Origin of the sequence: Rathayibacter sp. AY2B3, from assembly GCF_002931755.1 — a bacterium.
Lineage (GTDB): Bacteria > Actinomycetota > Actinomycetes > Actinomycetales > Microbacteriaceae > Rathayibacter.
Genome location: NZ_PSUG01000018.1, coordinates 1 through 14,433, shown reverse-complemented (window position 1 = coordinate 14,433; position 14,433 = coordinate 1). Strand labels below are relative to the sequence as shown.

Genomic DNA, 14,433 nt, shown 5'->3' with positions numbered 1-14,433 from the left:
ACGGCGCTGGGTAGGGTGGCCGGGTGCATCTCGTCGCCCTCACCGGAGGCATCGCCTCGGGCAAGTCCACCGTCGCCCGCCGTCTCGCCGAGCACGGAGCGGTGGTGGTCGACGCCGACGTCCTCGCGCGGGAGGTCGTCGAGCCGGGGGAGCCGGCGCTGGCGGCGATCTCCGAGCGCTTCGGCCCGTCCGTGATCCGCGCGGACGGCACGCTCGACCGTCCGGCGCTCGGCGCGATCGTCTTCTCGGACGCCGCGGCGCGGGCGGATCTCAACGCCATCACCCATCCGGCGGTGACTCTCCGCTCGCAGCGGCTGTTCGCGCAGGCCGCCGAGGCGGACCCGGCCGCGGTGGTCGTCTACGACGTCCCCCTTCTGGCCGAGGGCCGTGGCGCGGGGGAGTTCGACGAGGTGGTCGTCGTGCACGCGCCGCAGCACGTCCGCATCCAGCGCCTCGTCGCCCTCCGGGGGATGACCGAGGAGGAGGCGCGTGCGAGGGTCTCGTCGCAGGCGAGCGACGAGGAGCGTCTCGCTCTCGCCGACGTCGTGATCGACTCCTCCGGCACGCTGGAGGAGACGCTCGCCCGGACCGACGCGCTGTGGGAGCGGCTCGCCCGCTGACGGTCCTCCGAGGGCACCTCCCTCGGGGTGGAGCAGTCCGGCCGGGGAGCGCACCCCCGTTCGCCGCCAGCGCACGCGCCGTCCGGTGTCGGTGGTCGCGGCTACGCTTCGAACCATGGAGCCAACCCGTGCCGTGCACCCGTTCGAGGTCATCAGCGAGTACAAGCCGAGCGGTGACCAGCCCGGCGCGATCGCCGATCTGAGCGCCCGCATCAACGCCGGCGAGACCGACGTCGTCCTCCTGGGCGCCACCGGAACCGGCAAGTCCGCGACCACGGCCTGGCTCGTCGAGGCCGTGCAGCGCCCCACGCTCGTGCTCGCGCACAACAAGACCCTCGCGGCGCAGCTCGCCAACGAGTTCCGCGAGCTGTTCCCGAACAACGCCGTCGAGTACTTCGTCTCGTACTACGACTACTACCAGCCCGAGGCCTACGTCCCGCAGACGGACACCTTCATCGAGAAGGACAGCTCGGTCAACGCCGAGGTCGAGCGGCTGCGCCACTCCACCACGAACTCGCTCCTGAGCCGCCGCGACGTGATCGTGGTGTCGACCGTCTCCTGCATCTACGGCCTCGGGCAGCCCGAGCAGTACCTCGAGGCGATGGTGGCTCTCCAGGTCGGCCAGCGCGTCGACCGCGACCGGCTCATCCGCAAGTTCGTGTCGATGCAGTACGCGCGCAACGACGTCGACTTCGCCCGCGGCACCTTCCGGGTGCGGGGCGACACGATCGAGATCATCCCGATGTACGAGGAGCTCGCGATCCGGATCGAGATGTTCGGCGACGAGATCGAGGCGCTCTACACGCTCCACCCGCTCACCGGCGACATCGTCCGGAAGCTCGACTCCGTGTCGGTCTTCCCCGGCTCGCACTACGTCGCCAGCCAGGACGTCATGCACCGCGCGATCGACACCATCCAGCAGGAGCTCGAGGTGCGCCTGGCCGACCTCGAGAAGCAGAACAAGCTCCTCGAGGCCCAGCGCCTGCGGATGCGCACGACCTTCGATCTCGAGATGATGCAGCAGATCGGCTTCTGCTCCGGCATCGAGAACTACTCCCGCCACATCGACGGCCGCGAGTCGGGCGAGGCTCCGCACTGCCTGCTCGACTACTTCCCGGACGACTTCCTCGTCGTGATCGACGAGTCGCACGTGACGGTGCCGCAGATCGGCGCGATGTACGAGGGCGACGCCTCCCGCAAGCGCACGCTGGTCGAGCACGGCTTCCGGCTGCCCTCGGCGATGGACAACCGGCCCCTGAAGTGGGAGGAGTTCAAGTCGCGCGTCGGCCAGACCGTCTACCTCTCGGCGACCCCGGGCCGCTACGAGATGGGCATCGCCGACGGCATCGTCGAGCAGATCATCCGCCCGACCGGCCTGATCGACCCCGAGATCGTCGTCAAGCCGACGAAGGGCCAGATCGACGACCTGCTCGAGGAGATCAAGCGCCGCACCGAGCGCGACGAGCGCGTGCTCGTCACGACGCTGACGAAGCGCATGGCCGAGGAACTGACCGACTTCCTCACGGAGGCCGGAGTCCGCGTCCGCTACCTGCACTCCGACGTCGACACCCTGCGCCGGGTCGAGCTCCTCTCGGAGCTGCGGGCGGGCGTGTACGACGTCCTGGTCGGCATCAACCTGCTGCGCGAGGGGCTCGACCTGCCCGAGGTCTCGCTCGTGGCGATCCTCGACGCCGACAAGGAGGGCTTCCTCCGCTCGTCCACGTCGCTCATCCAGACGATCGGCCGTGCCGCCCGCAACGTCTCGGGCGAGGTCCACATGTACGCCGACAAGGTGACGGACTCGATGCGGCTCGCGATCGACGAGACCGACCGCCGACGCGAGAAGCAGGTCGCCTACAACCTCGACCACGGCATCGACCCGACGCCGCTGCGGAAGAAGATCGCCGACATCACCGACGCCCTCGCCCGCGAGGGGGCCGACACCGCCAAGCTGCTCGCCGGCCGCGACGCCAAGAAGAAGAGCCCGACGCCGAACCTGCGCCGTCAGGGTCTCGCCGCGAACGGCGGCAACGATCTCGAGGCGATCATCTCCGACCTGAACGGGCAGATGCTCCAGGCGGCGGGCGAGCTCAAGTTCGAGCTCGCGGCCCGGCTGCGCGACGAGGTCCAGGAGCTCAAGCGCGAGCTCCGCCAGATGGAGAAGGCCGGACACCTGTCCTGATCGGCGGCGCTGATCCGCAAGGGGAGGGGCCCGCGGATCAGCGCCCAGCGAACGCCACGGGCGATGTCGGTGGCTCCGCATACACTTTCCGAGTGTCGATCCTGAACGCCGTTACGGACCCCTCCTCCACCCCCTCTCCCTCCTTCCACCGCTTCGTCTCCTCGCTCGACGAGTCGTCCTCGAAGCTGGTGGTGAGCGGCGCGCGGGTGCACAACCTGCAGAACGTCGACCTCGAGATCCCGCGCGACTCGATGGTGGTGTTCACCGGTCTCTCGGGCTCGGGCAAGTCCTCCCTGGCCTTCGACACGATCTTCGCGGAGGGGCAGCGGCGCTACGTCGAGTCCCTCTCCGCGTACGCCCGCCAGTTCCTGGGCCAGGTGGACCGGCCGGACGTCGACTTCATCGAGGGCCTCAGCCCCGCGGTCTCGATCGACCAGAAGTCGACGAACCGCAACCCGCGCTCGACCGTCGGCACGATCACCGAGATCTTCGACTACATGCGCCTGCTCTGGGCGCGCATCGGCGTGCCGCACTGCCCCATCTGCAGCGAGCGGATCTCGGCGCAGACCGTGCAGCAGATCGCCGACCAGCTGATGGAGCTCGAGACGGGCACCCGGTACCAGATCCTCAGCCCCGTCGTCTCGCAGAAGAAGGGCGAGTTCGTCGACCTCTTCAAGGAGCTGACGGCGGGCGGGTACTCCCGCGCGATGGTGGACGGGAAGCTCATCCAGCTGAGCGAGCCGCCGGTGCTCAAGAAGCAGTACAAGCACGACATCTCGGTCGTCGTCGACCGCCTCGTCGCCGGACCGGACATCCTCGGGCGCCTCACGGACTCCCTCGAGACGGCCCTGCGGCTCACCGACGGCATCGTGCAGATCAACTTCGTCGACGGCGAGGGCGACGGCGCCTGGACCACCTACTCCGAGAAGCTGTCCTGCCCCAACAACCACCCGATCTCGCTCACCGAGATCGAGCCGCGGACCTTCTCCTTCAACGCGCCCTTCGGCGCCTGCCCGGAGTGCTCGGGCCTCGGCACCCGCATGTCGGTCGACGACGAGCTGCTGCTCGGCGACCCCGACCTGAGCATCGCCGAGGGCGTCATCATCCCCTGGACCACCCAGGGCAAGGGACTGTTCCAGTACTACGAGAAGTTGCTCGACGGCCTCTCCCGCGACCTCGGATTCTCGCTGACCACCCCGTGGAAGCGCCTCAGCACCGAGGTGCAGCAGGCGGTCCTCCACGGCGACAACTTCGAGGTCAAGGTCAAGTGGAAGAACCGCTACGGCCGCGAGATGAGCTACACCTCCGGCTTCGAGGGCGTCGTCCCCTACATCGAGCGCCAGTTCGTCCAGGCCGAGACCGACGTCCAGCGCACCCGCTGGTCCGAGTTCCTCCGCGAGGTGCCCTGCCCCGTGTGCAAGGGCTCCCGCCTCAAGCCCGAGGTGCTCGCCGTGCTCGTGCACGGGGCGAGCATCGCGGACGTGGCCGATCTCAGCCTCGGCGACGCTCAGGACTTCATGAGCCGGCTCGAGCTGACCGACCGCGAGGCGCACATCGCCGCACAGGTGCTGCGCGAGATCCGCGCGCGCATCGACTTCCTCATCGAGGTCGGGCTCAACTACCTCAACCTCTCGCGCGCGGCCGCCTCCCTCTCCGGCGGCGAGGCGCAGCGCATCCGCCTGGCGACCCAGATCGGCTCGGGCCTCACCGGAGTGCTCTACGTGCTGGACGAGCCGAGCATCGGCCTGCACCAGCGCGACAACCGCCGGCTGATCGACACGCTCATCAAGCTGCGCGATCTGGGCAACACCCTGATCGTGGTCGAGCACGACGAGGACACGATCCGCACCGCCGACTGGATCGTCGACATCGGCCCGGGCGCCGGCGTCAACGGCGGCAGGGTCGTGCACTCCGGCTCCTACGAGTCGCTGCTCGAGAACACCCACTCGCTGACCGGCGACTACGTGTCCGGGCGCAAGGCGATCGAGGTGCCGAAGAAGCGGCGGAAGATCGACCGCAAGCGGATGATCAAGGTCGTCGGCGCGAACGCCAACAACCTGCGCAAGGTCGACGCGGAGTTCCCGCTCGGCACCTTCGTCGCGGTCACCGGCGTCTCCGGCTCCGGCAAGAGCACCCTGGTGAACGACATCCTCTACCGGGTGCTCGCCAACCAGCTCAACGGCGCCCGCAAGGTGCCGGGCAAGCACACGCGCGTCACCGGCCTCGAGAACCTCGACAAGGTCGTGCACGTCGACCAGAATCCGATCGGCCGCACGCCGCGCTCGAACCCCGCCACCTACACGGGCGTGTTCGACCGCATCCGCAACCTCTTCGCCGAGACCACCGAGGCGAAGGCGCGGGGGTACCTGCCCGGCCGGTTCAGCTTCAACGTCAAGGGCGGCCGCTGCGAGGCGTGCTCGGGCGACGGCACCATCAAGATCGAGATGAACTTCCTGCCCGACGTCTACGTCGCGTGCGAGGTCTGCGGGGGAGCGCGCTACAACCGCGACACCCTGACCGTGCACTACAAGGGCAAGAACATCGCCGAGGTGCTCGACATGCCGATCGCCGAGGCGGCCGACTTCTTCGAGCCGATCACGGCGATCCACCGCTTCCTCCGCACGCTGGTGGAGGTGGGGCTCGGCTACGTCCGCCTCGGTCAGAGCGCGACGACGCTCTCCGGCGGCGAGGCGCAGCGCGTCAAGCTGGCCACCGAGCTCCAGCGCCGCTCCAACGGCCGCAGCGTCTACGTGCTCGACGAGCCGACGACCGGCCTGCACTTCGAGGACGTCCGCAAGCTCCTCCTGGTCCTCAACGGCCTGGTCGACAAGGGCAACACGGTGATCACCATCGAGCACAACCTCGACGTCATCAAGTCGGCCGACTGGCTGATCGACATGGGTCCCGAGGGCGGCGCCGGCGGCGGCCAGGTGGTCGCGGTGGGCACCCCCGAGCACGTGGCGAAGGTCGAGGGCAGCCACACCGGCATGTTCCTCGCCGAGATCCTCGGCTGACGCGAGCGAGAGGCATGGCGCAGACAGTCGACTTCCGGCCGAAGCCGGGCGAGATCCCGACCCTCCCGGGCGTGTACCGCTTCACGGACGCCCGCGGGCGGGTGCTCTACGTGGGCAAGGCCAAGAACCTCCGCGCGCGGCTGAGCAACTACTTCGCCCCGCTGCCGAGCCTGCACGAGCGCACCCGGCGGATGGTCACCTCGGCCTCCGGGGTCGAGTGGACCGTCGTCGGCACCGATGTCGAGGCCCTGCAGCTCGAGTTCACCTGGATCAACGAGTTCGATCCGCCCTTCAACGTCAAGTTCCGCGACGACAAGTCGTACCCCTACATGGCGGTGACGCTCGGCGACGAGGCGCCGCGGGTGATGGTCACGCGGAACGCCAGGATCAGGAAGGCCCGCTACTTCGGGCCCTACCCGAAGATCTGGGCGATCCACGAGACCATCGACCTGATGATCAAGGCGTTCCCGATCAGGACGTGCAACGACTCCAACTACAAGCGCGCGATGCAGAGCGGCAGACCCTGCTTCGCGTCGCAGATCGGCCGCTGCGGCGGGCCCTGCTCCCACCGCGTCACCTTCGCCGAGCACCGCGAGATGGTGGACCGCTTCGTCGCCTTCATGGGCAGCCACGACCGCCGGATGATCGGCGAGCTCGAGAAGGAGATGCGCGAAGCCGCCGCGGCGATGGAGTACGAGCGCGCAGGCAAGCTGCGCGATCAGGCCGCCGCCCTCGACGCGGTCCTCGCCAAGAGCGCGGTCGTGCTGAAGGACAACGTGGACGTCGACCTCTACGCGATCGTCCACGACGAGCTGGCCGCCTCGGTGCAGCAGTTCCGGGTCCGCGGCGGCCGCATCCGCGGCGAGCGGGGCTGGGTGGTCGACAAGGAGCTCGACATGAGCACGGCGGAGCTCGTCGACACGGCCCTCCAGGCCGCCTACGAGACCGGCGACGTCCCGCCCCGGGAGGTCGTCGTGCCGGAGCTGCCCGAGGACACCGAGGCGCTCGAGGAGTGGCTGAGCGGACTGCGCGGCACGAACGTCCGCCTCCGAGCGGCCCAGCGCGGGGACAAGGCCGCCCTCCTCGAGACGGCGACGCAGAACGCGAAGCACTCGCTGATGCTCTACAAGACCCGCCGCTCCGCCGACTTCACCGCTCGGACGCAGGCCCTCGAGGACATCCGCGACGCCCTCGGCATGAGCGAGGCACCGCTGCGGATGGAGTGCTACGACGTCTCCCACCTCAGCGGCACCAACATCGTCGCCTCGATGGTGGTCTTCGAGGACGGGCTCGCGCGGAAGGACCAGTACCGGCGCTTCTCCATCGCGGAGTCGACGGACGACACCGAGTCGCTGCACCAGGTGCTCACCCGCCGCCTCGCCTACCTGCGCGAGCCGGCCGAGCCCGCCGCGGTCGACCCCGAGACCGGCGAGGCCAAGCGGCGCAAGTTCTCGTACCCCCCGCAGCTGCTGATCGTCGACGGCGGCCAGCCGCAGGTCGCGGCCGCCCAGCGCGCGCTCGACGAGTCGGGGGTGACCGGCATCACCCTCTGCGGGATCGCCAAGCGGCTCGAGGAGATCTGGCTGCCGGACTCCGACTTCCCCGTCATCCTGCCGCGCAACAGCGATGCGCTCTTCCTCTTCCAGCGCATCCGCGACGAGGCGCACCGCTTCGCGATCACCCACCAGAGGACGCGTCGCAAGCGCGACATCTCGTCGCAGCTGGCCGAGGTGCCCGGGCTCGGAGGCACGCGCGTGCGCGACCTGCTGAAGCACTTCGGATCCGTCGCCCGGCTCCGCGAGGCGGGCGAGGCCGAGATCGCCGAGGTCAAGGGCATCGGCCCGACGCTGGCGGGCGCGATCCATGCGCACCTGCACCCGGACGGGCCCGCCCTCGGGGGCACGCCCTAGGCTGGAGGCCCGCGCTCCGGGGGAGAGCGGCCGGTGCGGGCACCGAGGACACGAGCAGACACGAGCACGGAGAGCGCATGAGCACGGAGAGCGAGCAGCAGGACGTGCTGATCGTCACGGGGATGTCCGGAGCGGGCCGTTCCACGGCCGCGAACGCGCTGGAGGACCTCGGCTGGTACGTCGTCGACAACCTGCCGCCGCAGATGCTGCGCCCGCTGGTCGACCTGGCGCAGCGTGCGGGGGACACGCTGCCGAAGATCGCGGCGGTCGTCGACGTCCGCGGACGCGACTTCTTCGAGGACCTCGGCGACATCGTCCGCGAGCTGCGCGCAGGGGTCGACCTGCGCGTGGTGTTCCTCGAGGCCACCGACGCCGCGCTCGTCCGCCGCTTCGAGCAGGTGCGCCGTCCGCACCCGCTGCAGGGCCGGGGGACCCTCCTCGACGGCATCTCCGCCGAGCGCGCGCGCCTCGCGCAGCTGCGGGAGTCGGCCGACATCGTCATCGACACCTCGGACCTCAACATCCACCAGCTGGCCACGAGCATCACCGATCGCTTCGCCGAGGCCGGCCGCGCCGGCCTCCAGATCACGGTGATGAGCTTCGGCTTCAAGTACGGGCTGCCGACGGACGCCGACATGGTGGCCGACGCGCGGTTCCTGCCGAACCCGTACTGGATCCCGGAGTTGCGTCCGCACACGGGTCTCGACGAAGAGGTGAGAGACTACGTGCTGGCCCAGCAGGGCGCCGAGGAGTTCATCGACTCCTACTCCCGGGCCCTGCGCCCCGTGCTCGACGGCTACCAGCGCGAGAACAAGCGCCACGCGACCATCGCGATCGGCTGCACGGGAGGCAAGCACCGCTCCGTCGCGGTCGCGGGCCGTGTCGCGGCCCGCCTGGCCGAGCTGCCGGGCGTCGCCGTCAACGTGGCGCACCGCGACCTCGGCCGAGAATGATCCGCGCGCGCTCCGCCGCGCACCCGACGTAAGGAAGACTCCGTGGCCCTCACCGCAGACGTCAAGGGCGAACTGGTCGCGATCGTCTCGCGCAAGAACACCGTCCGTGCCGCCGAACTGGCGACCATCCTCCGCTTCTCCGGGGGACTGCACATCATCTCCAACCGCCTCGCGGTCGAGGTCGAGCTCGACTCCGCCCCGCTCGCGACCCGCGTGCGCCGCGACCTCGCCGAGCTGTACGGCGTCCGCAGCGAGGGCAGCATCGTCTCGGCCGGCGGGTCCCGCCGGACCACGAGCTGGCTGGTGCGCGTCGTCGAGGGCGGGGACACCCTCGCGCGGCAGACCGGCCTCCTCGACCAGCGGGGCCGGCCCGTCCGCGGCCTGCCGAACCGCCTGACCACCGGCTCCCGCGAGGAGCTCGCCGCCCTGTGGCGCGGCGCCTTCCTGGCGCAGGGCTCGCTGACCGACCCGGGCCGCTCCGCGGCGCTCGAGATCGTCTGCCCCGGCAACGAGGCGGCGATGGCGATCGTCGGAGCGGCCGGACGCCTGGGCGTCCAGGCCAAGTCCCGCGAGGTCCGCGGCGTCCACCGGGTCGTCATCCGCGACGGCGAGAGCATCAGCGCGATGCTCACCCTGATGGGCGCGACCGCGACCGTCGCGAGCTGGGAGGAGCTGCGCCAGCGCCGCGAGGTCCGGGCGACCGCCAACCGCCTCGTGAACTTCGACGACGCGAACCTCCGCCGCTCCGCCCAGGCCGCCGTCGCCGCGTGCGCCCGCGTCGAGCGCGCGATGGAGATCCTCGGCGACGACATCCCCGAGCACCTCCGCTACGCCGGGCGCCTGCGCCTCGCCCACCGCGACGCGAGCCTCGACGAGCTCGGCCACCACGCCGATCCGCCGATGACGAAGGACGCCGTCGCCGGCCGCATTCGCCGACTGCTGGCGATGGCCGACAAGCGCGCCTCCGACCTCGGCATCCCGGGCACCGACGCGAACCTCCCGGCCGAGCTGCAGGATCTGTAGGCCCGGCCGCGCGGCGCGCCCCGCCCGGCGAACGCTGAGTGTCTCCTGGTCGAACAACGCAAGCCCTCCGAACGCGGAGTGGCCCCCTCGCTAGACTGATCGGGTCGCTCAGGACACTCCCGGCCCTCCTCCTCCGCCTCGCGGAGGACGCCGAGACGCCGGCGGGTCGCACGGGAGCGACGACCACGAACAGGAGATCGCACATGGCTGACTACACGCTCGCCGAACTGCCCTACGACTACTCGGCCCTCGAGCCGAACATCAGTGGGCGGATCATGGAGCTCCACCACGACAAGCACCACGCGACGTACGTGGCCGGGGCGAACACCGCCCTCGCCTCGCTGCAGGAGGCTCGCGACAGCGAGAACCTCGCGAACGTGAACAAGCTCCAGAAGGACCTCGCCTTCAACCTCGCCGGTCACGTGAACCACACCGTGTTCTGGAACAACCTCTCGCCGGACGGCGGCGACAAGCCCGTCGGCGAGCTCGCCGCGGCCATCGACGACAACTTCGGGTCGTTCGACAAGTTCCGCGCCCACTTCACCGCCTCCGCCCTCGGCATCCAGGGCTCCGGCTGGTCGATCCTGGCCTGGGACTCGCTCGGCGAGAAGCTCATCATCGAGCAGCTCTACGACCACCAGGGCAACCTCGCCGCGGCGACCGTCCCGGTCCTCCTCCTCGACATGTGGGAGCACGCCTTCTACCTCGACTACGTCAACGTGAAGGCCGACTACGTCAAGGCGTTCTGGAACATCGTGAACTGGGCCGACGTCTCCGCGCGCTTCGAGAAGGCCCGCGAGAAGACTTCGGGCCTGCTGCTACTGTCGTAGCGATCTCGGCGTCCCGGGCCCCGCGTCCGGGACGCCCTGTCGTCGGCTTCCACCCCTCCACTGCACCGTCGAGGTGCCTTTCCTCACCAGGAGATATCTGTGTCCGTCAAGATCGGCATCAACGGCTTCGGCCGTATCGGCCGTAACTTCTTCCGTGCAGCCCTCGCCAAGGGCAGCGACCTCGAGATCGTCGCGGTCAACGACCTCACCGACAACAAGGCCCTCGCGCACCTCCTGAAGTACGACTCCATCACGGGCCGCCTCGACGCGACCGTCGAGCTCGACGGCGACCGCATCGTCGTCAACGGCAAGCCGATCATCGTCCTCGAGGAGCGCGACCCCGCGAACCTCCCCTGGGGCGAGCTGGGAGTCGACGTCGTCATCGAGTCGACCGGCCGCTTCACCAAGTCGGAGGATGCGCGCAAGCACATCACCGCGGGTGCCAAGAAGGTCATCGTCTCCGCTCCCGCCACCGGCAGCGACGTCGCGACCCTCGTCCTCGGCGTGAACGAGAACACCTACGACCCGGCGACGCACGACATCATCTCGAACGCGTCCTGCACCACGAACTGCCTCGCGCCGCTCGCCAAGGTGCTGCTCGACAACTTCGGCATCGAGCGCGGCCTGATGACCACGGTCCACGCGTACACCGCCGACCAGAACCTGCAGGACGGCCCCCACAGCGACCTGCGTCGCGCGCGCGCCGCCGCCGTCAACATCATCCCGACCTCGACCGGTGCCGCCAAGGCGCTCGGCCTGGTCATCCCGGAGCTCGTCGGCAAGCTCGACGGCTACGCCCTCCGCGTCCCGGTCCCGACCGGCTCGATCACCGACCTCACCGTCGAGCTGACCACGCCCGCCACCGTCGAGGAGATCAACGCGGCGTACAAGGCCGCCTCCGAGGGCGACCTCAAGGGCATCCTCAAGTACACGGAGGACCCGATCGTCTCGAGCGACATCGTGACCGACCCGCACTCGTCGATCTTCGACGCGGGCCTCACGAAGGTCATCGGCAGCCAGGTCAAGGTCGCCTCCTGGTACGACAACGAGTGGGGCTACTCCAACCGCCTCGTCGACGTCACCGAGTTCGTCGCCGGCAAGCTCTAAGGGCTGCGCGCAGTGACGCTCCGCACTCTGGACTCACTGGGCTCCCTCGCAGGCAAGCGCGTCGTCGTCCGCTGCGATCTGAACGTCCCCCTGAAGGACGGAACGATCACGGACGACGGCCGCGTGCGAGCGTCGGTGCCCACGCTCCAGCGTCTGGTCTCCGAGGGTGCCCGAGTCGTGGTCGTGAGCCACCTCGGGCGCCCCGAGGGGAAGCCCGAGGCGAAGTACAGCCTCGCTCCCGTCGCCGCCCGCCTCGGCGAGCTGCTCGACGCTCCGGTCGCCTTCGCCGAGGACACCGTCGGCGAGGCCGCCTCGGCCGCCGTCGACGCCCTCGAGGACGGCCGGGTCGTCGTCCTGGAGAACCTCCGGTTCAATGCCGGCGAGACGAGCAAGGACGAGGCCGAGCGCCGCGCCTTCGCCGAGAAGCTGGCCGCCTACGGCGACGCCTTCGTCTCCGACGGGTTCGGCGTCGTGCACCGCAAGCAGGCGAGCGTCTACGAGCTCGCCGAGCTGCTCCCCAGCGCGGCCGGCACGCTGATCGCGGCCGAGCTCGAGGTGCTGGAGCGGCTCACCGAGAAGCCCGAGCGCCCCTACGCGGTCGTGCTCGGCGGCTCGAAGGTCTCGGACAAGCTCGGAGTGATCGAGCACCTGCTGCCGAAGGTCGACTCGATCCTCATCGGCGGTGGAATGCTCTTCACCTTCCTCAAGGCCCAGGGCCACGCGGTCGGCGCCAGCCTGCTGGAGGCCGACCAGGTCGACACCGTGCTCGGCTACCTCGCGAAGGCGAAGGAGCTGGGCGTGGAGATCGTCCTGCCGACGGACGTCGTCGTGGCGTCGGAGTTCGGCCCCGACGCCGAGCACCAGGTCGCCTCGGCCGACGCCATCGAGGGCACGCCCTTCGGCGAGAAGGGCCTAGGCCTGGACATCGGACCGGACACCGCGGCGCACTTCGCCGAGATCATCGCGGCGTCCAGGACGGTGTTCTGGAACGGCCCCATGGGCGTCTTCGAGCTCGAGCCGTTCGCGGCCGGCACGAAGACCGTCGCTCAGGCGCTCACCGAGGTCGACGGGCTCAGCGTCGTCGGCGGAGGCGACTCCGCCGCGGCCGTCCGTGCCCTCGGCTTCACGGACGACCAGTTCGGCCACATCTCGACGGGAGGCGGAGCGAGCCTCGAATTCCTCGAGGGCAAGCGCCTCCCCGGACTGGAGGTCCTCGGATGGTAGACACCACCGCCCGCACCCCGCTCATCGCCGGCAACTGGAAGATGAACCTGGACCACCTCCAGGCCATCGCCTTCGTCCAGAAGCTGGCGTGGAGCCTCAAGGACGCCGATCACGACTTCGACGGCGTCGAGGTCGCGGTGTTCCCGCCCTTCACGGATCTCCGTCCCGTGCAGATCCTCGTCGACTCGGACAAGCTGCCGCTCAAGTACGGCGCGCAGGACGTCTCGAAGTTCGACAGCGGCGCCTACACCGGCGAGATCTCGGGTCAGTTCCTCAAGCAGCTCGACTGCGACTACGTGATCGTCGGCCACTCGGAGCGTCGCACGCTCCACGGCGAGACGGACGCGGACATCGCGGCCAAGTCCGCTGCGGCTCTCAAGCACGGCGTCGCTCCGATCGTCTGCGTCGGCGAGACCGCGGAGGACCTCGAGAAGCACGGCCCCTCGGCCGTGCCGGTCGCGCAGCTGAGGGAGGCCCTCACCGGCCTCCCCGCGGACGCCGACCTCGTCGTCGCCTACGAGCCGGTCTGGGCCATCGGCTCCGGACAGGCCGCGACGCCCGAGCAGGCCCAGCAGGTCTGCAAGGCGCTCCGCGGAGTCGTCGCCGACGTCCTGGGCGCCGACACCGCCGCGAAGACCCGCATCCTCTACGGCGGCTCCGTGAAGTCCGGCAACATCGCCGGCTTCATGCGCGAGCCCGACGTCGACGGAGCACTCGTCGGAGGCGCCAGCCTCCAGGTCGACGAGTTCGCGGCGATCGCACGATTCCGGAATCACGTCGGGGTCTGAGTTTCTGCGACGAAAGGGCGGGCCCGTCGGGCCCGCCCTTTCGTCGTCCACGCCGCTCCCTGCGCGGCGTGGCGCGGTCGGCTTCGCGACGGGGATGGTTTCCGAGAGCGGGGTGCGGTCGGCTACGTCGATCCGCTGGGACGCGGATCGCCGGTTCGCCTCGGACGGGCCCGCTCGGGTTCCCGACGTTCGGCGGCCTCGTGCTTGCGCTTGGCCGCGGGGTGCGGTTCCGAGAGCGGGGTGCGGTCTGCCACGTCGATCCGCTGACACGCGGATCGCCGGTTCCCCTCGCACGGGGCCGCGCGGCTCCCCGACGTTCGGCGGCCTCGTGCTGGCGGCTCGGCCGCGGGATGCGTTTCAGGGAGCGGGGTGCGGTCTGCCACGGCGATCCGCTGGCACGCGGATCGCCGGTTCGCGGTGCTGTGGTCCACGCCGCTCCTCGCGCGGCGTGGCGCAGTCGGCTTCGCGGCGCGGTGCGTTTCCGAGAGCGGGGCGCGTACGGCTACGCCGATCCGCTCCCACGCGGATCACCGGTCCGTCTTGCGCGGCCTCGCACCGGCTCACGGGTCGGGCGGCATCACGTGCTCGGCACGGTCGGGTGGTGCGTCCCCGGACCGGCCGGATCGGGTGGCCTCGTCGCGGTGCCCGGCCGGGCCTGGCGAGCGCCCCGCAGGGGCGCTGGAGGGCACCGCGACGAGGCCATCCGCTCCGCCCCCCGTATACATCGGGCCGAACACGGGACGACGCATTCCTCGCGGATTCGCAGGCGCCGTTATACTCGA

Annotated in this window: 10 protein-coding genes; all 10 read left to right on the top strand. The window is 70.1% G+C overall.

What is annotated here, in order from left to right:
- Nucleotides 1-23 precede the first annotated feature (23 nt).
- The 10 genes from coaE (at nt 24) to tpiA (ending at nt 13,651) form a co-directional block, all read left to right on the top strand.
- Nucleotides 24-620: a dephospho-CoA kinase gene (coaE, locus tag C5C24_RS07780; RefSeq protein ID WP_104275587.1), complete on the top strand. Its 597-nt coding sequence runs from the start codon at nt 24-26 to the stop codon at nt 618-620.
- A 115-nt stretch (nt 621-735) separates the two neighbouring features.
- Nucleotides 736-2,802 (top strand): excinuclease ABC subunit UvrB, encoded by a 2,067-nt coding sequence (uvrB, locus tag C5C24_RS07775; RefSeq protein ID WP_104221901.1) that lies wholly within the window; start codon nt 736-738, stop codon nt 2,800-2,802.
- A 188-nt stretch (nt 2,803-2,990) separates the two neighbouring features.
- On the top strand, nt 2,991-5,816 hold the full coding sequence (gene uvrA, locus C5C24_RS07770; protein ID WP_258065095.1) for an excinuclease ABC subunit UvrA: 2,826 nt from the start codon (nt 2,991-2,993) through the stop codon (nt 5,814-5,816).
- A 14-nt stretch (nt 5,817-5,830) separates the two neighbouring features.
- Nucleotides 5,831-7,726 carry an excinuclease ABC subunit UvrC gene (gene uvrC / locus C5C24_RS07765; protein ID WP_104280627.1) on the top strand — a complete coding sequence of 632 codons (1,896 nt, stop codon included), beginning with the start codon at nt 5,831-5,833 and terminating at the stop codon, nt 7,724-7,726.
- Nucleotides 7,727-7,803: 77 nt separating this feature from the next.
- On the top strand, nt 7,804-8,679 hold the full coding sequence (rapZ, locus tag C5C24_RS07760) for an RNase adapter RapZ (protein ID WP_104275589.1): 876 nt from the start codon (nt 7,804-7,806) through the stop codon (nt 8,677-8,679).
- A gap of 42 nt (nt 8,680-8,721) precedes the next feature.
- A complete protein-coding gene (gene whiA, locus C5C24_RS07755; protein ID WP_104275590.1) occupies nt 8,722-9,702 on the top strand; it encodes a DNA-binding protein WhiA in 981 nt (326 codons plus the stop codon).
- A 203-nt stretch (nt 9,703-9,905) separates the two neighbouring features.
- The gene (locus C5C24_RS07750; RefSeq protein ID WP_104221907.1) at nt 9,906-10,532 is read left to right on the top strand and encodes a superoxide dismutase; all 627 of its coding nucleotides are present in this window, start codon (nt 9,906-9,908) and stop codon (nt 10,530-10,532) included.
- Between the two features lie 99 nt (nt 10,533-10,631).
- The gene (gene gap / locus C5C24_RS07745; RefSeq protein WP_104275591.1) at nt 10,632-11,639 is read left to right on the top strand and encodes a type I glyceraldehyde-3-phosphate dehydrogenase; all 1,008 of its coding nucleotides are present in this window, start codon (nt 10,632-10,634) and stop codon (nt 11,637-11,639) included.
- Between the two features lie 12 nt (nt 11,640-11,651).
- Nucleotides 11,652-12,863, top strand: a complete 1,212-nt coding sequence (locus C5C24_RS07740) for a phosphoglycerate kinase (protein ID WP_104280626.1) — start codon at nt 11,652-11,654, stop codon at nt 12,861-12,863.
- Entirely contained in the window at nt 12,857-13,651 is a 795-nt protein-coding gene (gene tpiA, locus C5C24_RS07735; protein WP_104275593.1) for a triose-phosphate isomerase, read from the top strand. Before C5C24_RS07740 ends, tpiA begins: the two co-directional genes overlap by 7 nt.
- The last annotated feature ends 782 nt before the right edge of the window (nt 13,652-14,433 follow it).